24 protein-coding genes and 2 pseudogenes are annotated in these 19,644 nt (G+C 54.5%); 18 read left to right on the top strand and 8 right to left on the bottom strand.

Going from position 1 to position 19,644, the window contains the following annotated elements; genetic code table 11:
* The 5 genes from KP708_RS12005 to KP708_RS11985 all read left to right on the top strand — a co-directional run.
* Positions 1-301, top strand: a 301-nt coding sequence (locus tag KP708_RS12005) for an integrase core domain-containing protein (protein ID WP_215751276.1), incomplete at its 5' end; no start/stop codon positions are given.
* Positions 302-751: 450 nt separating this feature from the next.
* Complete coding sequence (locus KP708_RS12000; RefSeq protein ID WP_010505743.1) at positions 752-1,240, top strand: hypothetical protein; 489 nt, start codon at positions 752-754, stop codon at positions 1,238-1,240.
* A complete protein-coding gene (locus KP708_RS11995) occupies positions 1,237-1,818 on the top strand; it encodes a redoxin domain-containing protein (protein WP_226993318.1) in 582 nt (193 codons plus the stop codon). The genes KP708_RS12000 and KP708_RS11995 overlap by 4 nt, the downstream gene beginning before the upstream one ends.
* Positions 1,818-3,221, top strand: a complete 1,404-nt coding sequence (locus KP708_RS11990) for a PLP-dependent aminotransferase family protein (RefSeq protein ID WP_010505745.1) — start codon at positions 1,818-1,820, stop codon at positions 3,219-3,221. Before KP708_RS11995 ends, KP708_RS11990 begins: the two co-directional genes overlap by 1 nt.
* A gap of 347 nt (positions 3,222-3,568) precedes the next feature.
* Entirely contained in the window at positions 3,569-4,558 is a 990-nt protein-coding gene (locus KP708_RS11985; protein ID WP_010505746.1) for an IS481 family transposase, read from the top strand.
* A gap of 57 nt (positions 4,559-4,615) precedes the next feature.
* On the opposite strand, the gene KP708_RS11980 is transcribed toward KP708_RS11985, so the two are convergent.
* Positions 4,616-5,110, bottom strand: a complete 495-nt coding sequence (locus KP708_RS11980) for a MarR family winged helix-turn-helix transcriptional regulator (protein ID WP_082204536.1) — start codon at positions 5,108-5,110, stop codon at positions 4,616-4,618.
* 47 nt (positions 5,111-5,157) lie between these two features.
* On the opposite strand from KP708_RS11980, the gene KP708_RS11975 reads away from it, so the two are divergent.
* The 8 genes and pseudogenes from KP708_RS11975 to KP708_RS11940 all read left to right on the top strand — a co-directional run bounded on the left by KP708_RS11975 (position 5,158) and on the right by KP708_RS11940 (position 11,202).
* Positions 5,158-6,273 carry an alpha/beta hydrolase gene (locus KP708_RS11975; protein ID WP_010505622.1) on the top strand — a complete coding sequence of 372 codons (1,116 nt, stop codon included), beginning with the start codon at positions 5,158-5,160 and terminating at the stop codon, positions 6,271-6,273.
* A gap of 462 nt (positions 6,274-6,735) precedes the next feature.
* A pseudogene (locus KP708_RS11970) lies at positions 6,736-6,930 on the top strand (IS481 family transposase); the annotation flags it as partial.
* A gap of 170 nt (positions 6,931-7,100) precedes the next feature.
* Positions 7,101-8,060, top strand: a complete 960-nt coding sequence (locus KP708_RS11965; protein WP_010505624.1) for an IS110 family transposase — start codon at positions 7,101-7,103, stop codon at positions 8,058-8,060.
* Between the two features lie 489 nt (positions 8,061-8,549).
* Positions 8,550-8,714: a hypothetical protein gene (locus tag KP708_RS15835; protein ID WP_226993316.1), complete on the top strand. Its 165-nt coding sequence runs from the start codon at positions 8,550-8,552 to the stop codon at positions 8,712-8,714.
* Between the two features lie 162 nt (positions 8,715-8,876).
* Positions 8,877-9,449 (top strand): hypothetical protein, encoded by a 573-nt coding sequence (locus KP708_RS11955; protein ID WP_010505628.1) that lies wholly within the window; start codon positions 8,877-8,879, stop codon positions 9,447-9,449.
* A gap of 400 nt (positions 9,450-9,849) precedes the next feature.
* Complete coding sequence (locus tag KP708_RS11950; protein WP_010505630.1) at positions 9,850-10,119, top strand: hypothetical protein; 270 nt, start codon at positions 9,850-9,852, stop codon at positions 10,117-10,119.
* A 154-nt stretch (positions 10,120-10,273) separates the two neighbouring features.
* Positions 10,274-10,828: a hypothetical protein gene (locus KP708_RS11945; protein ID WP_252347578.1), complete on the top strand. Its 555-nt coding sequence runs from the start codon at positions 10,274-10,276 to the stop codon at positions 10,826-10,828.
* Positions 10,825-11,202 (top strand): hypothetical protein, encoded by a 378-nt coding sequence (locus tag KP708_RS11940; RefSeq protein WP_010505634.1) that lies wholly within the window; start codon positions 10,825-10,827, stop codon positions 11,200-11,202. The genes KP708_RS11945 and KP708_RS11940 overlap by 4 nt, the downstream gene beginning before the upstream one ends.
* Positions 11,203-11,247: 45 nt before the next feature.
* Here KP708_RS11940 and KP708_RS11935 read toward each other — a convergent pair whose 3' ends face one another.
* Positions 11,248-11,442, bottom strand: a complete 195-nt coding sequence (locus KP708_RS11935) for a hypothetical protein (protein ID WP_010505636.1) — start codon at positions 11,440-11,442, stop codon at positions 11,248-11,250.
* Between the two features lie 79 nt (positions 11,443-11,521).
* Between KP708_RS11935 and KP708_RS11930 the strand changes: the two genes are divergently transcribed.
* Complete coding sequence (locus KP708_RS11930; protein ID WP_010505638.1) at positions 11,522-12,079, top strand: phosphate-starvation-inducible PsiE family protein; 558 nt, start codon at positions 11,522-11,524, stop codon at positions 12,077-12,079.
* A 49-nt stretch (positions 12,080-12,128) separates the two neighbouring features.
* On the opposite strand, the gene KP708_RS11925 is transcribed toward KP708_RS11930, so the two are convergent.
* The 3 genes from KP708_RS11925 to KP708_RS11915 all read right to left on the bottom strand — a co-directional run bounded on the left by KP708_RS11925 (position 12,129) and on the right by KP708_RS11915 (position 13,345).
* Positions 12,129-12,470, bottom strand: a complete 342-nt coding sequence (locus KP708_RS11925; protein ID WP_039792568.1) for a hypothetical protein — start codon at positions 12,468-12,470, stop codon at positions 12,129-12,131.
* A 75-nt stretch (positions 12,471-12,545) separates the two neighbouring features.
* Positions 12,546-13,028, bottom strand: coding sequence for an Hsp20 family protein (locus KP708_RS11920; RefSeq protein WP_010505640.1), 483 nt, complete (start codon positions 13,026-13,028; stop codon positions 12,546-12,548).
* A gap of 35 nt (positions 13,029-13,063) precedes the next feature.
* The gene (locus tag KP708_RS11915; protein WP_010505641.1) at positions 13,064-13,345 is read right to left on the bottom strand and encodes a hypothetical protein; all 282 of its coding nucleotides are present in this window, start codon (positions 13,343-13,345) and stop codon (positions 13,064-13,066) included.
* On the opposite strand from KP708_RS11915, the gene KP708_RS11910 reads away from it, so the two are divergent.
* Entirely contained in the window at positions 13,326-13,604 is a 279-nt protein-coding gene (locus KP708_RS11910) for a hypothetical protein (protein WP_226993314.1), read from the top strand. The genes KP708_RS11915 and KP708_RS11910 overlap by 20 nt on opposite strands.
* A gap of 164 nt (positions 13,605-13,768) precedes the next feature.
* On the opposite strand, the pseudogene KP708_RS11905 reads toward KP708_RS11910, so the two are convergent.
* Positions 13,769-14,846, bottom strand: a pseudogene (locus KP708_RS11905) (IS5 family transposase).
* 173 nt (positions 14,847-15,019) lie between these two features.
* Entirely contained in the window at positions 15,020-16,219 is a 1,200-nt protein-coding gene (locus tag KP708_RS11900) for a Fic family protein (protein WP_215757188.1), read from the bottom strand.
* Between the two features lie 497 nt (positions 16,220-16,716).
* Between KP708_RS11900 and KP708_RS11895 the strand changes: the two genes are divergently transcribed.
* Together KP708_RS11895 and KP708_RS11890 are read left to right on the top strand one after the other, a co-directional pair.
* Positions 16,717-17,121 (top strand): glyoxalase superfamily protein, encoded by a 405-nt coding sequence (locus tag KP708_RS11895; protein WP_010505271.1) that lies wholly within the window; start codon positions 16,717-16,719, stop codon positions 17,119-17,121.
* 5 nt (positions 17,122-17,126) lie between these two features.
* A complete protein-coding gene (locus tag KP708_RS11890) occupies positions 17,127-18,221 on the top strand; it encodes a hypothetical protein (protein WP_010505270.1) in 1,095 nt (364 codons plus the stop codon).
* Between the two features lie 13 nt (positions 18,222-18,234).
* On the opposite strand, the gene KP708_RS11885 is transcribed toward KP708_RS11890, so the two are convergent.
* On the bottom strand, positions 18,235-18,861 hold the full coding sequence (locus tag KP708_RS11885; protein WP_010505269.1) for an SOS response-associated peptidase: 627 nt from the start codon (positions 18,859-18,861) through the stop codon (positions 18,235-18,237).
* Between the two features lie 394 nt (positions 18,862-19,255).
* On the opposite strand from KP708_RS11885, the gene KP708_RS11880 reads away from it, so the two are divergent.
* Positions 19,256-19,528: a hypothetical protein gene (locus KP708_RS11880; RefSeq protein ID WP_010505268.1), complete on the top strand. Its 273-nt coding sequence runs from the start codon at positions 19,256-19,258 to the stop codon at positions 19,526-19,528.
* The last annotated feature ends 116 nt before the right edge of the window (positions 19,529-19,644 follow it).

Genomic DNA, 19,644 nt, shown 5'->3' with positions numbered 1-19,644 from the left:
TCCCTGGACGAACGGTCAGGTTGAGCGGATGAACCGGACAATCAAGGAAGCAACCGTCAAACGCTTCCATTACGACAGTCATGAGCAGTTGAGGACACACCTCAACGACTTCATGGCAGCCTATAATTTCGGGCGAAGGCTCAAGACCCTGAACGGTCTCACACCTTACGAATACGTCTGCAAAATCTGGACTTCAGAGCCAGAAAGATTCATCATCAATCCAACCCATCAAATCCCGGGACTAAACACTATATCTGGATCACACTCTCAAGGCGTATCACGCCAAAGCAGGATATTTTGATTGGCAAGAATGATGCGGCTCAACTTCCGGCAGTCATCAACGTGGGTCCATCATGATTTTTTGAGAAAAGGACCGTAGATGCTCCATCTGAATATGGGCATCCGTCAGCCCAAAAATCACTCATTTTCAGTCTTCTCACAGAGTCTGAGAGAGAGGCTAAATGGAACAATACCATTTTATGGTTAATTAATTTTAATGTATATTATAAAGTGTTTTCAGTCGGTTATTTAAAATAAAAAATCTTCTCGAAAAGGTATTTCTTGATTGTACCCTTTTTTTTGGGAAAATCACATAAATTGAACCTCTTTGTATGGCATACATTAGAATTTGTATGGGTTCAAAGATTTGAAAATATCATCAAATAAGCATACAATACTGTCAGAAGTTAATTCTTCTTTCTCTAAGACCCTCAAATTTACATCCGGAAAACCGTATAAAGCGAGTATAACCATGAAAAAAAATGAAATAACCCCAGAGGAAGTTTATCTAAACACAAATGCGGAAGCCGAAGGAATTCTAAAAAATAGACTTATTGGAATGACACTTGGTCTATTTCTTGCTCATGTCTATGTTGCTTTAGCTTTATATTATACCTCCATTGATAGTAGAGGTTATTTTCATACCAGCTGGCTAGCTCTTTTCGGAACTTTTGTTTCTTCGATGATTTTTTGTTACCATATTGGTATATCAAAGGTTATTTCAGAAAAAAATAACGGAATCTACGGTCGTTACTTCTCTCCTTTGATTTCGCCATCATTATGGGGATTTGTTTTGATCGTGATTGCCGTCCTCTCTGTCTTCCAATGGCAACCTTGGTTCATGCCATATAGTGTATGGGCATGGCCTCTGACATTTGCTTCCATCATGATCGGTTATTTCATCGGCCCTGTATTCGACAGGATGTTTGTGACGCTTGGAAGATTCTCCCGGAAAGCATGATGCGGCTGGATGAACACTGTCCGGCATTTTCTTTGCGGACCACCGAAGGTGAATATGGTTTCGAGCCAACACAGCAGACTTTCAAATTAATTGTATTTCTGCCTTCGCCATTCTCAGTTTCCGATACCCAGGATATTATGAATATTGATGGATGCTCAGATTTTTACGCTAAAAACAATATCGACGTTCTTTTAATTTCTCAATCAAGTATCCATGTAAATTTGGGTTGGATAAAGGCTATTCAGGCGGTGTACGGACGCGAAGTCACCACAATGATTGGCGAGGATCCGACAGCAGAAGTTTTCAAAGCATATGGCGTCGCAAATGCAAAAGCTGCAGTTGTTGTCGACAAGCAAGCTCGATGCAGATGGCACTTTAGTCTGGACCGTCGTCTGACGTTTAATATCGAGGAAATCAAAAGGGCTATGTTGGCCCTCATTGAAGTCAGCGGTTCGTCCTCTAAAACACCGGAAGGCTGGGGTCCGGGGGATAGAACGATTAAGGATATACCTTTGAACAGAAAATCTATTCTCCGTAATCGAAAGTGGTTTTATGACCTTTCTCCGGAAAATAAGTAATGAAGACGCACGAACTTCTACGAAGCTGGCGCGAGATTGTAGAACAGACCACGGGCCCATTGTACAAAGGCATTGTTCAGGCTTTGGTATTGTCAGTCCAGCAGGGTGTATTGCGAGAGGGCGATCGTCTTCCCACTCAGAGGATGATTGCCACCTCCCTTGGTACAAACCTTACCACTGTCACCCGTGCTTTTCGGGAGGCACATCAGATCGGGTTGGTTGACGCCACCGTCGGTCGCGGAACATTCATCCGAATAGGAGCGTCCACCAGACAATGGCAGGCTAGCAGGACAAGTATTGTCGATATGACGATGAACTTGCCCCCTGTGCCAAACCGACCTTCTCTTGCAACATCAATGCAGGCTGATTTTCAAACCTTATTCAAAAGTCAGAGCATAAGCAGCCTTATGTCCTACCGGGTAACTGGAGGGACTTATGATGAACGCTGCCAAGGAGCAAAATGGATTGAACCGCTCATAGGCCACAGGCGTCCTGATGAAATTGTAGTTACACCTGGAGCGCAAACCGCGATTGCAGCTGCGCTCAGTGTTCTGACCTCGCCAGGTGATATCATCCTCACCGAAAAAATGACATATCCTGGACTCCGTGCTGTCGCGAACCAGCTTGGAATTCTACTTGTCGGTGTGGACGGAGACGAACAGGGCTTTCTGCCTGCAGCGCTTGAAGAAGCGTGTCAGATACATTGTCCCAAGGCGATATACTGCACCCCAACCATCCAGAACCCGACAACGATAACGCTGCCATTGTCGCGGCGTCAGTCCCTTATGAAAATTGCGCATGACGCAGGCATCTATGTCATTGAAGACGACCCTTATAGCCTGCTTCTGGATACCCCAATTCCCGCATTATCCGCTCTTGAACGTGGGCGCGTTATCTATATTGCTACGCTCGCCAAGGTTCTCAGCCCAGGATTAAGAACAGCCTATGTTGCCCTTCCAAATCCCGAAATTCATCAGCGTTTTATCACCGCAGTACGGGCATTTTCTTTAACTAATGCCGGTTTGCTCAGCGCTCTCACTCTTCGGTGGATGCAGTCTGGACTAGCAGGGACTATTCTTGCTGGCATCAAAAGCGAATTACGTCTTCGACAGTCTATTGCCCGAAATATCTTGGGTGATCGTCCTGGAATGAACCCAAACGGACCACATATCTGGCTACATCTTCCTTCATGGTGGAACAGCTCTGACTTCGTCGCCTATGCTCATCATAGAGGGTTGGCGCTTCTACCGAGTAGTGTATTTGCAGTGTGCGGCTCTACATCAGAAAATGTTCGAATTTCTTTAGGGAGTATAGATAATATAGATGACGTTGAGAAAGCGATGAGAGATATTTCTATTATACTTCAATATAGAATGGATAATAATATTATATCGGTCGTTTGATATTTTAATTTCTAGAATATTAATTTTCATTAATATGTATATCTAAAAATATCAGTAATTATTTTGCATTTTTTATTATTGGTAGATTGGTATAGAGAAACGTCCATCTCGCCTTTCAAACAAATTTTCCGGTCAGCGCGATCTATGGCAAAAATCATCTTGGTCATCCAGCGACAGGCTGTTGATAGACCTCCGACTGGGGAGGCAGACGCCTATGGTCTGTTAGATCTTGGATAATGACGGCAACTGCCTAGGTGTCAGGTTGTGAGACGTCATTGGGACGGCGTATCGTGGGCTATTGCCGCTTACGCCCCCTGGTTTGACGTTGAACGCCGGAGTGATTGTTAATGCATCAGATCCATCCGCAAGCCCGCACCACACCTGTCGTCCGGGCCGAAATCGCACGCTCGATGGAAGGGACCGGGGTGTTGGCGCGACGCTTCGGCGTCAGCGACGAGACGGTGCGCAAATGGCGCAGCCGTGGAGCCGAGGGATGCACGGATCGAAGCAGTAAGCCCCGGTTACTGGCCTGGAAAACGACCGAGGAAGAGCGCGCGATTGTCTGCCATCTTCGTCGCGCCACCGAATTCGGGCTCGATGACCTGACGTTCGTGCTGCGGCACTTCCTGCCTCACCTCAACAGAGATAGCGTCTGGCGTATTCTTAAGGACGCAGGGCTCAACCGACGGCCGCCGAAGGAGAAAATTTGTCCCGTGCGCGGCGACGGCACATTCCGGGACTACGACCTGGGCTATTTCCATATCGACGTGAAGCATCTGCCGAAGCTGCAAACCAAAGATGGCGAGGCCCGTAAACGCTTCCTGTATGTCGCGATCGACCGCTGCTCACGTTTCGTGCATCTGGCCGTCTACGACGCCGAGAATGCTGCCAATGCCGTCGACTTTCTAAAGACCGTCAAAACCGCCTTTCCTTTCCGGATCACGCATATCCTGACCGACCGAGGCTCGTGCTTCACTGCAGACGCCTTCGAGAAAGCCTGTCAGAATGTCGATCGTCGGCGAACCAGAGCGTATTCCCCTCAGACGAACGGGATGGTCGAGCGGTTCAACGGTCGCATCGCAACCGAGGTTCTGCCGATCAACGTCGCACACCACACGGATCTCGAAGTCCTGCTGCATGGGTTCAATCACGCCTATAACCTGCGCCGACAGCGAGTTCTGGGCGGCCTTTCGCCTACCGCCAAAGTCGCCGAGCGCCTCAGGCAGAGACCACGTCTGCGTAATCTAAGCTATAAAACTATGACAGAAGTCAGTATCATGAACGACGTCGACCGTATCATGGTTTACGCCAATGACGTCTCACAACCTGACAGCTAGGGCGTAGGGGAACTCAAGACCAGTCTCTCTGGAAATGGTTATTGACGGGTGACAGGCTCAATGATCGTCGGACTTGCAGCCCGGGGCACGCGGAGAGCTGACGGCTTGGCGCAGCCGGTCGACCCGATTACGCAAGTCCCGCAGTTCGGTGATCGACAGCCCGGTCGCCGCTAACACACAAGCCGGAATCGTCTCGGCCTGAACGCGCAGGGCCCGACCGGCCTCCGTCAGACGAACGCGCACCTGTCGTTCGTCCTTCTGGTCGCGGGTGCGTTCCACAAGGCCAGCGCCCTCCAGCCGCTTGAGCAACGGCGTCAGGGTGGAGCTGACCAGATCGAGTTGTGATCCGATTTCGCCGACAAGTCTGCCGTCACTGCCCCACAGGACGGTCATTACTAGATATTGCGGATAGGTGAGACCGAGCGGCTCGAGCAGCGGTTGGTATAGCCGATTGAAGGCGTGGCTCGCGGCATACAGCGAGAAGCACACGAAATTCGACAGATCAGGTGTGGATGGGTCTTCGTTCATATCGTCCTCCATAAGTAGGGCCATTATATCGCACAATATCAAATCTTGGGCGATATTAATGCATGGGAGCCATGCATATTTTGATATTGAGCGATAATATCGCGAACGATATTGAGTGTGCCTCACAGGCCGATCGCAGCCTGATCGATACGGAGTTTTCCATCATGAAGTGCCTCTCCACAGCCATCGCCTTGGCTACCGCTATTGCCGCTGCCCCCGCGCTCGCCGCCCCCGTGCTAGAGCCCACGACCCAGCATTTCCTCAACGGCCTCGCCGACGCCCACGCCCCGGCCATCCCGTCGCTGTCGCCGCACGATGCCCGTGCGCTACTGGACGGCGCGCAGGCGTCGGTGAAGGTCACCGCTCCCTCTGCTCGGATTACCGATCGCGTGCTTCCCATTGGCCCGACCGGCAGCACGCGCATCCGGATCTATCGCCCGCTCGACGCCCCGAACCATGCGCCCGCCATCGTGTATTATCATGGTGCCGGTTGGGTGATGGGCGGCCCAGCCAGCCATGACCGCCTCGTGCGCGACCTGGCGGCGGGCAGCGGTGCGGTGGTGATCTTCGTCGATTACGAACGCTCGCCCGAGGCGCGTTATCCAACTGCGATCGAGCAGGATTATGCGGTTCTGGAGTATGTCGCTCGTCATCCGGTCGAATTCGGGATCGATCCATCCCGCATTGCCATCGCCGGAGACAGCGTCGGCGGTAATATGGTTGCGGTCGTCTCCGCCCTCGTTGCGGAGCGGCATGGACCCAGGCCCGTAGCCCAGATCCTATTCTATCCGGTAACCGATGCCGCGATGAATGATGGATCCTATCGCGAGTTCGCCGGTGGCCCCTGGCTGACAGCGAAAGCCATGGATTATTTCTGGAACCAGTATCTGCCTGCCGGCACTGACCGCGCCCAGCCGCATGTCTCGCCGTTGAACACGCCGGACTCCATCCTGCACGGGCAGGCGCCAGCGCTAGTCATCACAGATGAAAACGATGTCCTGCGTGACGAGGGCGAGGCCTACGCCCGACGCCTGGTCGAAGCCGGTGTGCCTGTCATAACGACCCGCTATAACGCGACGATCCACGATTTTGTTATGCTCAATGCGCTCGCCAAGACGCCGGCATCCACCGCCGCAATCGCCCAGGCAACGCATTTCCTGCGCGATGCCTTTACGAAGGCAAAGTAAAAGAACGGAGGCGGTCTGAAGCAATTTCCTCCAAAAAGAAATAGCGCTTCAGCCTCGCGCCAGCCGCAGTTTCTGCTCCGTCCCTCAGGCACTGACCATGAACCTATCGCTGGCATGACGAGTGCATATATAGTGCATATATGCGGCGTCTCACGGGGCGGGCAGCTCTCCCCGACGAAGTAGGTGATCTTCAGGAGACGCCCATTTGTATCGTGAAAATCGATTGCGCGAATGACCGATTTTCCGGTCCTACCGCCCAACTGCCGACATTCCGTTTCCCCCCTGATCTGCCTGTCCGCTCAAAAAACGTGAAGCGGACAGGCGACAGACGCCTCATATAGGACATCATCACTATTAATTCCGTTATCCGGAAACGGACGTCTCTAACGCTGAAGCGCAACGCTTATACATGCTTCGGAAATCCAGCTGGACAGGTAATCAATGAGCGCACGCACTTCTGAGGACAGCCATAAGCAGCTAAAGAAACACCTCAACGACTTCATGGCGGCCTATAACTTCGAGAGAAGGCTCAAGACGCTTGAGTGGCCTTACGAATATGTCTGTGAAATCCCGACTTCAGAGCCAAAAAAATTCATTATCAATCCACCTCATCAAACCCCGGGACCAAACACCTTATGTGTTTCCAGCCTGTTATGATGACCTCATGAACGCCCCTGGCCAGGGGCGTTCATGAGGTGAGATACAGCGCTTAACACCTGGTAGCCTGACCACGTTTTCTAGCAGGCTGATCTCGCCTCTCTTCACCGTCTCGAACAGTTGACGGCGGCCCGCTTTCGGGACCGCGAACATAAGAAAGAGAGAGTGATATGTCTGCGCAAACCGTCATTGGAATAGACGTGTCCCGAGACTGGCTCGATGGCTTTTGCCTGCCAGAAAAGCAGAGATTTCGTTTTCAGAATTCACCTGATGGCCATGCCAGATTACTGGAAACTCTTCAGAGTATGCCGGACGGTCTCAAAATTGGGTTTGAAGCCACCGGTGGACAGGAATGGGCACTCTGGCGTCTTCTCATCAGTATGGGACTCAATGCAGTCCAGTTGCCTCCTGCACAGATCAAAGCTTTCGCACTCTCCATGGGGAAACGCGCGAAAACCGATCAGATCGATGCGGAATTGATTGCGCGCTTTATGGCTTTTCGTCCAGAAGCAGGACGAACACTGCCGGATGTAAAACTCCAGTTTCTGCGGGCACTGACGGTGCGCAGAGCTCAGATGGTGGAGGCACGTAAACGGCTTTCTGCCCAGATTTCGGCGCGCCGCAAACAGGGTGTGAGCGCTGAACTGGAGGACATGGACAGCAGTCTCAAAGCATTTCTCGAAAGCCAGATCAGCGAGCTCGAACAACGGATTAAAAGCGTTATCGCAGAGGCAGAAGAACTCTCCGCGAAAGCAGAACTTCTCCGCTCCATTCCTGGTATCGGCCCGGTATCAGTCTCCATGCTTCTCGCAGAAATGCCGGAACTCGGCCGTATGACGGCGACAGAAGCTGCTGCCATGGCCGGACTTGCACCAATGGCTCACGATAGTGGCGCGATGCGGGGGAAACGTGTCATTTCAGGAGGAAGAAGATCTCTCCGTCACGTCCTGTTCCAAGCAGGATTGGCAGCTGCCTGCCATAATCCTGTTCTGAGAGCTGTCGCCAAACGCATGAAACAGCGGAGCAAGCCACATAAACTGGTGATCGTCGCTATCGCACGGTGTCTCATCACAATCGCCAACGCCGTCCTCAAAACAGGCCTGCCATGGCGCATTAGCTCCGCCGCTTAAACACAGTTGCTAAGGAGCGGAGGTAACGCGGCACCGCTGATAGCGGGGCGACCGGCCTGTTCGATAACCCCAAACAGGCAGTGCATGGTGCGCTGTGTCCGCCGGATTACTCATCAGCTTCGTTACGGTGAGACAGGACGGTTCTGAGTTTGTCGGCGTCCGCCGGCATTGCCGGATTATAGACGACCAGGGTCAGGTCCGGTCGGCCGTCGACCGAGAATATCGAGTGTTCGAAGGCGAAGGAGTCGAGAACTGGGTGATCAATGTGCTTGATGGTATCAGCGGGTGCTTCGGTGGTGCGTTTGCCGCAGGTCCATGACCCGGCAGCAGGGGCTTATCAAGCCGCTGATCGAGATTTTTCGTGCAAATGGGACCTGAGCATATGTCGACGAGGGGCGTAATCTGTGGCCTGCAGCGCATGTTCTGGATGTCGGCCGCCTTTACCGGCTGGCCATCGAGAAGGGCGCAACGGGTTCTGCCTGGAATACGGTGACCGAAGAGGGCGTGGCGATGCGCGATATCGTCGAGACACTCGACCGCCGTCTGGATCTACCGGTCCGTTCCCTCTCAGCAGACGAAATACCTGCGTTTTTCGGGCAGTTTGCGATATTCGCAGGCTTCGACATGGCCGCCTCTAGCGTCCTGACCCGGTAGGCATTGGGATGGTAGCCGACCGAACCGGAACGGATTGCCGATCTGGCACAGCTTGAAATCACGGACTGACGCCTGCTTCTTCCACCTCTTGCTAGCGCTATTTACCCAGCCCATATTCCTGCCGTCGTCCGACACTGCTTAACAGACACGGAGGATTCCAAAATGCATTTTTCTCGTATGATTCAGGCCGGCGCCTTTGTTGCTACACTGGCCTGCTGCGCGGCTGCACTGCCTGCGCAGGCTCAAGATGCGTTGCGCGTCGTTGACGCACGGGGACACCAGGTCGGTATCCTGGTCCCGGTCCAGGGCATCGCGACGACAGCGGCAATGCCCGATATCGACATGTTCGAGGCCGTTGATCGCATGATGGCACGCAATATGGCTCTCATGGAGGCGGCCGATCGGACATTGGCCTCGCAGTTGGACGGCGTCCTGCGCGCCGTTCCGGCTGTTGGTCACGACCTCCCGAAGCAGAGCATGTCCTGGCAGCGTTTCGAAACGGTCAGCACCGGTGGACCCACCGCCTGTATGCAGACGATCACGATCACATCGAACGGTCAGGCGGCGCCAATCGTTCATGTGTCACGCACCGGAAGCAAGTCCTGTGCGACGCTCCCCGCGCCGATGGCAGTTGACAATCTCGGAGATCAAAAGACTGGTTCCAAGGCTCTCACCCCCGCCGTCGAGATGCGGACGGAAGTCCCGACGAACGGACACGCTGGAAGCGCTCTATAAGCCAGGTGGTGGCCCAAAAATCCCAGGCCACCATCATAGAAGGAAAATATATTGATTTTCTGCGATCATCGCCATGATGGTTAACGGAAATCAACAAAACCCATGTAATTTTTGCCCGCAACACCGCCGCAGAAAATAAATACAAACATAAATAATAAAATTATTCATGAAAAAGAATCTGCATTTCGTGCCCTCTTGACGAGGCAAGCATCTCTTCCAATCTTGCTTTCGCCGGACGCCATGGGGTCCGGCATAGGCTCCCTGAGCCGGACAACTGGAATCCATGTTGCTTTAATCGGAGGATGTGGATGTCGACACTGAAAGGACTTTATTCCCGCTATCGCCGCTCCTTGCGCACAGCCGCCCGGAGATGGCGCAACCGACTGGAGGGAGGCGTATCATGGTAACGCGCCCCCTTTTCGGAGACGATCCGCTAGCTCCGCGTGTCCTCTCCGTGCTCCGCCGCCTGGGTCATGACGGACGTGGCGTGACGCTAACATTTCTGGTGGCCCATACCGGTATACCGGGGATCAGACTTCGCTCCACGCTGGAACGCCTGGTCCAGGCGGGCGCGGTCGCCCCTGCCGGGTGTGATCCCCTGGCTTCTGATCTCGCGTTCCGTCTTCCCATGCGGGCAAGAGCCGCACCGCCAGTTCCGGTCGCGGCGTAAGGCACTGACCGCGCCGGGTAGATCAGAAACGCCTTATCCGAGCGGAAACGCCGTCTTTTCTGGAACGACCGCACGAATGAGAGGGTGGAGCGGGGCCTTCCATCGGAGGCCCCGCGTCTCTGAAGGTGAGGTCGAAAGCAGAGAGAACAGGGAGATGTCGAGTTTTATCCATTTTCTCAACCTGAAGGCGCTTCAGGACTATTGGAATAACCATCCCCCCGTGCCCCGTTCACTGGGGACAATGCGGCCAGTTTGGTCGCACTCCGCGGGAAAGACGGAGCGAGCGGAACAGACGACCAAGCAACCTCGGCGCCTTCGGCAGAGGGAGAGACCACACGTCGCTGTCGGTCTCGTCCTCATGCTGCTGGTCGGAATAGCCTCGCCGACATCGGCTCATGCGCCGCAGGGTATGCTGTCGTGCGGGACAGAAAAGCAGCCAGTGAACATTCCATCCATGCCACTGGACCGCGCCATCGAGATGTTGGGCCGGCAGACCGGGTGCCCGGTCCTTGTCGACCCGCCCCTTATGGACGGCCGGACCTCGGCAGCCGTCAAGGGCACCTATACGCCTCAGGGCGCCCTCCTCCATCTGTTCGGGTCCGTGCATGTCGACGTCACCGCCACTGTTTCGGGCTTGAGCGTCAGCCCTCTGGATGCGACGGCTCTGACATCGGGCGACACGCGCGCCAGCCTGAGGACTGCATCATGACTCTTCACACGGACAGGCCGAACAGAATTATGTCGCTTCCGACCGTTCAGATCGGCACAGAACTGGCGGTCCTGCTGGCCGACTATCTTGGCGACGAGGAAAGAGATCGGGGATATGACGGCCTCATGCGTCGGGCGGCTGACCACCGGGTTTACGATCGGGTTTCTCGCTGGAGAACCGCGTCAGACCCGGAAGCAACGACCGTCGCCGTGGTCCGAAAACTCCTGCCTGTCGCTGACCGCGCGCACATGGCCAAGGCCCTGGGCTGGTCGTTGGGAGCCCTCGAAAACCAGCTGACATCGGCCTTGCCAAAGGCCGTGCGAGATCATGCCAGAACATTGTCCTGTCGTCTGCCACGCTGGCACCGGCTCTGACCCGGATGCGCGCCAGAAGGGCCACGAGCCCTTCCGGAGACTGATTCAATCCGCATGGGGGTTCGCATCCACATCCGAAGGATCAAGCGGTTCGACCAGTTCTTCCTTGTCCGGATCGATTGGTGGCTCCTCTTCGTCAGATGCAGACGCCGGAGGCGGGCGGTGCTCCTTCTCCCGAGAAGGAAGCGGAGGCGGTTCGAACGGGCGGTGAGCGCCCACGATCCGTAACGTGTCCTGCATGGGGACATTCTCCATCACTAAAAGAAAAAACCAGATCCACGTGGGAACTATAACGCAATTCATAGATGGTAAAATGGCTATGGAAGACCTCTCCATGAAACGTTCCTGGCAGAGCAGGGACTGGTCCCGCCTCATCAAGCTGTTCAGGGGCCTGACATTCTACGAGCGTTTTGAACAGGCGATCATTCTGACCCTGATTGCGCTCATCATGCTGGTAACCGCCATAGCGACGATTCATCTGATCGGCGCGGTATGGCATCTGGTCGTCGATGTCGGGATCGATCCGATCAACCAGACGATCTTCCAGGCGATTTTTGGCGCGATCTTTACTGTTATCATCGCTCTTGAGTTCAAGCACTCCCTGCTGGTCGTTCTTGCCCAGCATGAGAACGTCATCCGGGTGAGAACCATCGTCCTGATCGCCCTCCTGGCGATTGCCCGCAAATTCATCCTGCTGGATCTGCATGATGTGACTGCCATGGAACTGTTCGCTCTCTCGGCAGCTGTTCTGGCTCTGGGCATCGTCTACTGGCTGGTTCGCGAGCAGGATGCGCGTGTCGCGCGCGACGCCAGGGAACAGGCGCCTCTCGAAGATAATCCTGCGGCCCGCTGCGCGCCTGAACGGTCTTCATCCTGAAGAATCGAGGTAAAGGCGGTCTATAACGCCGCCTTTACTCAAAGCCCCATTACGTCCCGTGCGATGAGGACGTCTTCTTCGCCGTCTCTGGCCCTGACGGTACCAGATGATCTGCGTCGATGGGCCGGAACGGCGGAACGGGTTGTCCGGGATAATAGACCGGCCCCTTGTAGTTCTGATCCAACTGGCTTGCGTTCAAGCTGTCGACCAGCATATCACCTGTGCCGTCTTCGTAATGAGTGCGAGATCCGGTTTTGGGGACTGTGGACGGTCCCTCAGTCGCCCTCGCATCGAACGATGTTGCAGCCGCCCGTGCAAGATCAGCAGCATGTGCGTCCGACTGGCCCAGTAGAGACAAGCCCAGAGCAGCGCACGGCAGAAATATTTTCATCCTCTTCATGCTCATGACCTTTCGAGACTCTCCCCCGGCCGGATGAATGGCCGGGGGAGAGGTTTCGTCACGCCATCAGGCTGCCTCTTTCCGCGCCTCGATCTGGGGCACGGCTTCCTCCGCACGTATTGTAGAGGACGTAATCGCGATACGACGCGGCTTCATCGCTTCGGGTATCTCACGTTTCAGGGTAATGGACAGAAGTCCGTTCTCGAAGTGCGCATCGGTGACTTTCATATGCTCGGCCAGATCGAAGCGGCGTTCGAATTCTCTGCCCGCAATACCCCGATGGAGATATTCGGCGGCGCTTTGCGGCTCCGGTGCCTTTCGTCCTGTCACGACAAGAGTATTGCGCTCCTGTGTGATCGTAAGGTCGTTCTCGGCAAGTCCGGCAACGGCCATGTCGATGCGGTAATCATCCTCACCGGTCTTGATGATATCGTAAGGTGGCCAGTTATCGGCCGTCGGAATTCGACCGGCGAGATCAAGGGCATTGAGCATTCTGTCAAAGCCCACGCTCGAACGGAACAGGGGAGCAAAATCAACGGTGGCTCTCATAGCCATATCCTCCTTTGAGCAACATGGACATAAGATCAAAACTCTTGGTTTTGTCTGCCGACCCCTTCGGCGGTCGGCAAATTCAATCTGGGAACTCCATGCATGGTGTCAAGAGGCATCAAAAATGCAAAAGGGCAGGTTTGGGCGTCCTCTATCGTTCGCGTCTTCATTGCCTGCGCGTCTTCGCGAGTGAGACGGACCGATGCCCATTTCACGAGCATCATGCTATAAAGCATCATCGCGTGTTCAGAGTGGACCAGAACAATGCCTGATAGCGTCAGATGGAAGTTGTTGGCCGTGGCTTTCGCCGCGACCATGCTGAGTGCGGCTCCGGCGGAGGCCAGGCCGTGGATTTATGCTGGACCACCAGTTGTCGTTCCACCACCAGTCGTGGTCGCGCCGCCACCTCCGCCAGTCGTGATTGCACCACCTCCCGTCACGATCATTCGCCCCCCACCACCGGTGCCACCCTACGAAATGGTGCCCTTGCCACGCCGAGGCTATGTCTGGGAGCCGGGCCGCTGGTTCTGGACTCCGCGCGGCTACATCTGGCGAAGAGGCTGGTGGCGGCGTTGAAATGACGTCCAATTGGCGGATTTGAAAATCGGAGAAATCGAAAAGCCGTTTATTGATATGTCTTGGCCCGTAATTTCTGGTTTTTGACGTATTGATTGACGGTTCTTTGGGGTTGCTTTTGATCAGCGTTTTGAGCAGATCAGGGGCTGTCCCCCGCTGGATAGCTATGCGCTCGCGTTCAATCTTTCGAGGAAGAGGAAGCGGCGCATGTTGTAGACACGATATTGGCGAGCCCGATCCTCATGGTGGCTCGGGTGATGCCGACGGTCCGGATGAACAATCCTGTCTGTGACTTCTGATCGGCAAAGACGTGCTCAACGCGGGATCGGATCACCGATTTTCCCGCGTTGGATCTCTGGATATGCAGGGGCATCGGTTTGAGATGCGGTTTTTTTCTGTGACCTTTGAGACAAAACCCTCTTTGCCCATGAAGTCTTCGCTGGCTTTTGAGCGATAGGTCGTGTTGACCCACACCGTTGAGGCCGTATTGGTTTTATCCAGAAGCCCCTCTCTCAATCGTGCGCCATCACTGGCGGCGGCATGCGTCGTCTTCCATTTGCGGATGAACCGAAACTTCCGGTCGATGGAGATATGTGATTTGTAGCCAAAGAACGGGTTGGCGAGATCGCTGGGTGGCATGGTTCCATCGTCCTGCCGCTTCGCCTTCGTGAACTTCAGTGTCCATCGTGCATGACGATCCTTGTGCGACAGCTTTGCGGACTTGTCCTGCCAGTCTTCGAGAATACCTCCTGCTCGCAGATCAGCTTTCTCCGCATTGGTATTGCACTGCTTCGGAGCAGCCACCCGTGTTGCATCCAGGATCTGGCCCGACATCGGCAGATAACCCGCGTTCCGCAGGGTCGCGTCAAATCGGTCAAACAGTCTTTCAATGGTCCCCGCCTGGGTCAGACGCTCGCGGAACAGCCAGAGTGTTTTGGCATCCGGCACACGGTCCGACAGCCCCAGGCCAAGGAAACGCATGAATGACAGGCGGCCGTTGATCAGATACTCTGTCCGCTCATCAGACAAATTGTTCAGCGTCTGGATCACCAGGATTTTGAACATCAGTACCGGATCAAACGGCGGACGGCCGCCCTGATCTGAATAAGCCAGGGCCTTTTCCAGATCAGGGCGGAACACCTCAAAATCCACCGTCCGGGAAAACGCTTCGAGCTGATCGCCAAGTCCGCTCAATCGAGCAAGCCGCTCTTCAACATCAAAGAAACCAAGCTGTTTCATGATCCATGCCCCCAATCAGATCCGGAGGAATGAAATCACAGAAGAACCCTCCAATCGGGATCGAACGAAAAACATTATAGTTGGCATAACAAATATTATGCGACATAGCTTTTAGCGCCCAGAAGTCAAAATACAAGCGTCTCGTTTTCTCGCCGACCACAATCAAAGAAACAGCATTAAAGTTGGGTACCCGTGCCTGGAACGATAGGATCTTCCGCAAAGGGTCGGTTCAGGATGCCAAGCACGTCGTCTGCAACGTAAATCCGATTGCGGGCGTAGCCAGTTCGTTCTCTTAGGATCCCCACCTGGCAAAGCTGGCCAATTGCCGTGTGAGCAGCGGGTGGCGTAATCGACAGCAAAGCTCCCAGCCGTGGCGCCGTTAGAACCGGATAATCCGTAAGGATATCAAGCGCTCGTAGCGCTGCTGATCCCTTTCGAAATGAACGACGGGTCAACCATGCAGCATGCAGGGTTCTGAGCGCTCCACGGGTGATGCGTAACTCCTGAACCGTTTGAACAATGGCATTCGATACAAAGCCGATCAGAGGAAGCCAGTTTAGTTTCTGCTGTGCTTGTTTGAGTGCTGCATAATAAGCCTGTTTGTGGAGCTCTATATACGGTGAAAGATAGAGCGGAACTTGTTTCTCAGCTGCCATCATCAAGGGCAGCAGGAGCCGGCCCACGCGACCATTCCCGTCTCGGAACGGATGARCAGCCTCAAAATGAGCGTGGGCTAACGCCATCCGGGTAATCAAGGATTGGGTCATCATCTGCATCCCATCTTCCCGCATGTAATCCAGGGTATCTTTCAGAAAATGAGGGACTTCAGCCGGCGGTGGAGGATTATAGACGGAATAGGCAATATGCCCATTGCCGCCGATCCATACGACCTCCTGTCGGAAGTCTCCCGGAGTATCCCGGTAGGACGCATCATGGCCGAGTACACTCCGATGCAGGTTCTGGATCAGATCGACCTGAAAGATTTGACGGCCCGCAATAAGAGCCGATGGCACGAACCGCTCCAGAGCCAGCGCGTAATCCCGAACCTGTCGAACCACCTGCCCCCCCTGGTCGTCATCTTCGTCAGCAATAAGAAGTTCATCCAGGGTGCTATGGGTTCCTTCCATCGCCGAACTGCTGACAGCTTCACGGCGGCTGAGAATACGACTGATCTGATAAGGGTCTGGGAGAGAGCGTGCAATCTCATCAGCCTGTCCCAATGCCAGCTGGGCTTCGGAATGCACCGCTGTGATTTCTTCAAGAGGAATTCCTTCCTCCGGAAGAGGGAGAGGAAGAACCCCGTAGTGATGCTCATAAGGGGCTGGAAGACGCACCAGACGCTCACGGACACCACCGGATAGTTCAGTTCGCTTCATGCCCCAAACCTTTATCAGAGAACTTGAAAAGACAATCTTATTAAAGGTTATTAAAGAAAGCTTTCAATAATTTTCTCTTTTCGGGGCTGTGTGAAAGGTTCGCGGATATGGATGCAATCAACATTTTGTCCTGACGATGGACAGACGACTGCTACGCAACTAGGGCGCTGTGGCCCTGACTGACTCAGAGAGCTAATCCCCCCTTGTTGGGACACTGGTTGGACTAAAATGTCGTACCGCGTGAAAGTCTGGTGAGCAGCTCATCTACACCCTGGGAACAGGGGTTCGCACGTCCAATTAACGATCAAATCAACCGATTGTAATCTTGTTCAGTCTAGATGAAAGATGCTAATTATCGTGCTAGAGGCGAGAGACATAGCGCGCCTTCCGGCCTGTGAAACAACGGAAAAGTCTCTCAGACGCATTGTCATAATGTCCCGTTCGGAGTGTGACGCAAATCAGGCCCTGTGACTCAGTTTTCCGGTCGAGGATTTCAGATGACGATTTCTCTTGAAGCACTCAAAAAACAGGCCCGACAGGAAAGCCGGTCTGGCACATTGTCTTATACGCAAGCTCTCGAACGCCTCTCCAAACAGTACGGGTTCCGAACGTTTGCGGCCCTGAAGGCTAGCCTCTCCAAGTCAGTGCCCGCAGATCTCCAGCACTCAGACACTAAGAAAATACACACTTCTCCATGCGGGCTGAAGTGGACGCTGATCAAGCCGGTTTTCGTCGGAGACGTAGAGGATGCTCCTCCATTTTCCATGGATCAGATCGAGCCGATAGGCGACCGGCTGATTAAGACCACTCATTCCCTTCCCCTGCCGAAAGAGCTTATCGAGTATCTGGAGCCCGTATGGAACTCTTATGCTGCGGACGTTTCCAAGAGCGACGCCTCGTAGAGTACGTGGCTGCTCCTCCGTTCGCTGAAAGACTGACCCGTCTCAGTCTCGAACTGGGACGCCTGGACCAGGCGCTAAGAGCGGTATCAGTGACGCCTGCTGTTGTCTTCAGACAACGCCTAACTGCCATCCAGCGATACTGCGCTGTCGATGGCTGGATGATTGATCCCTGGTATCTCGTCGCTGAACTGCATGGTCTTGCTCCGAAAGTAATCGGGCAGGACAGTTTCGAGCGTGGCACGACCGTGGATACTGCCTCTCATGCCTTTACGCTCTGGCGTTGGCATGCTCACCCGGATGAGATGCAGACAAATGCCATTACCGAAGCCGAAGCGTTCCTGAACGACCAGTCATCCGGCTGGGGACCCATCCTCAATGCAGGCATCGCTTTTCATCGCTGGCTGGAGTCCGGCCGTCCCCGTGCTCCCTTCTGCGCAGCGTTAGGCCGCTACTGGTACTCCCATGATATTCTCCGGACGCCTTTAATCCTGACCGGCATCGAAGCAGTCACGCCTGGAGCGCCTTGGGAAATTGAGTCTTGGCTGTGCTGCTGGCTCGATGCTCTTCTGGCCGAAGTCCGTGAGACGCATGACCTCTTACGTCAGCTGGAGCGAGCAAAGAGGCAGGCGCTAGAGAGATGCGGCGCGCAACGTCGGCATTCGCGCGCACCCCAAGCGATCAATATACTGGCGATCCAGCCGCTCGTGTCCGCGTCCATGCTGGCGGATCGTCTCGGCATGTCACTGAAAAGCGCGCTGCAGCTTCTCAGCGTGTTCCAGGACCGGGGCATTGTTGTAGAAGTCACGCACCGGGCGGCTCATCGCCTGTTCGGTCTTGCCGGACTGGATCCCCTTCGCGACGTTGTGACACCGCCCAACCGACCCGTTCCCGGCCGAAAACGCGGGCGTCCGCGTAAGAATGATCCTTTCACGGCACAGTCTGTTCTGGCGGAAGAGAGTGCACAGCTCCAGCCCCCAACTCGGTTGGATCCGGTTCAGTTCGACTATGAGGATCTGGCTGCTGCCATGAATCAGGCAGATGAAGCCATGATGCGAAGCTCCCGGCTAATCGCCCGCCTCAAAGGAAAGATGGCGAGCTAGATCGTTCATCTGGTCAGAAAACCGCAAGAGATGACTCTTGCAACGGTCTCTGGAGTTGCAGAGCGACCGGAGTGGGAGCCGTCAGCCAGGTCTCGATCTCCTTGCGGCTTTCCAGAATGACGGGCATGGCTTTGGGATGATAGGGCGCGACTACGCCATTTGCTTCGGTGGTCAGGAAACCGAAAAGATCGGCCGTGACCTCGCCTTCCTTGAGCTTGCGCACCGAGGTCCAGGACGTCCAGATCCCGGCAAAGAAGCGGAGCGGCTTCGTGGCATCAGCTGCAAACCATACCGGATGAAACGACCCGTCATCCTGTCGCGCCTGTTCCGAGAAAGCCGTAAATGGCACTATGCAGCGATGGGACACCCCGAGCCAACGCCGCCAATGTGGAGAAGCCGTGTTACGAATATTAGTGATACCCCGGTCGACCTTGCGTCCTTTAAGGGCAAACGCCGGAGACGGCATACCCCACCGGGCCAGAACCAGTTCTCGGCCGTTCTGCCCGTGGCGCACAATCGGGGCCACGTAATCAGGGTAAATATCGGGCATGAAGGGAAGGTTGCCCGTGTGGTCATTGAGCACCTCCGCAATGGCGCGGATCTCGTCCTGTGAGGACGTCTGGGCATACAGATTACACATGATCGCTTCCTTGCTCTGAAGCAGGGTGTCCTATTCGGAATTGGCTCTCAGAAGAAAAACACCGATCGGTCCGCCTGTGTTTCCTTTTCAGAAGAAATAAAAGCTGTTGTTGTTTGTGCGGTGGACTTGTGGGCAGAGCCACGCCCTGTGGTCAGCTCGCCAGAGCTGTCTCCGGGGCGTGAGTGACCGCCTTCAGGCGGCTGTCCACAAATCCACGGTTAGGAACCGCCTTTCTGGCTAATTATTCCTATGCCCCGATGCTGGCTGAATACGGTTAGTTCGATTTGGTCTTTTGCACTCGGCAGCCTTTAGCCTCATGCCGCACTCACATAGGTCATCGGTAAAATGCTCCTTGAAGCAGCTCAGCAACTGAGGCGCGCTAAAGGAGACGACCATGACCACACCGACAAGCACTACACGTTCCGAAGCTTTTCACCTTCTGTCCCGCGCTCTTCTGAACATCCGTTCCGAAGCTCAGAGCGTACTCGGATCCAGCGAAACGCTCTCCCCTGAGCATCAACGTGTACTCTCGGCCATTCAGGCTGCTGCCGACGCTGTGCACAACCTTCCGCATCTGCTGGCCGAGCAGACAGAGTCAAACGAGGTCGTCCTTATCGGTGAGGTGACGACCGCGAACGAAACCCTGACAACGCTCAGAATGCGCTGATAAGCCGCGCTTCTGAGCCTGCTGGGCGGAGTGATAACGCTGTCTTACGCAGCGATCTCTCTAAAAAATTAACTTGCGTCCTGTGTTCGTTTGTTCTCTTTCTGTTCTCGTCAAGG

This window comes from Gluconobacter sp. P5H9_a, from assembly GCF_018812085.1.
Taxonomy (GTDB): Bacteria; Pseudomonadota; Alphaproteobacteria; order Acetobacterales; family Acetobacteraceae; genus Gluconobacter.
The sequence above is the reverse complement of the archived record's forward strand: the minus strand, read 5'-3'. Positions and strand labels throughout refer to the sequence as shown.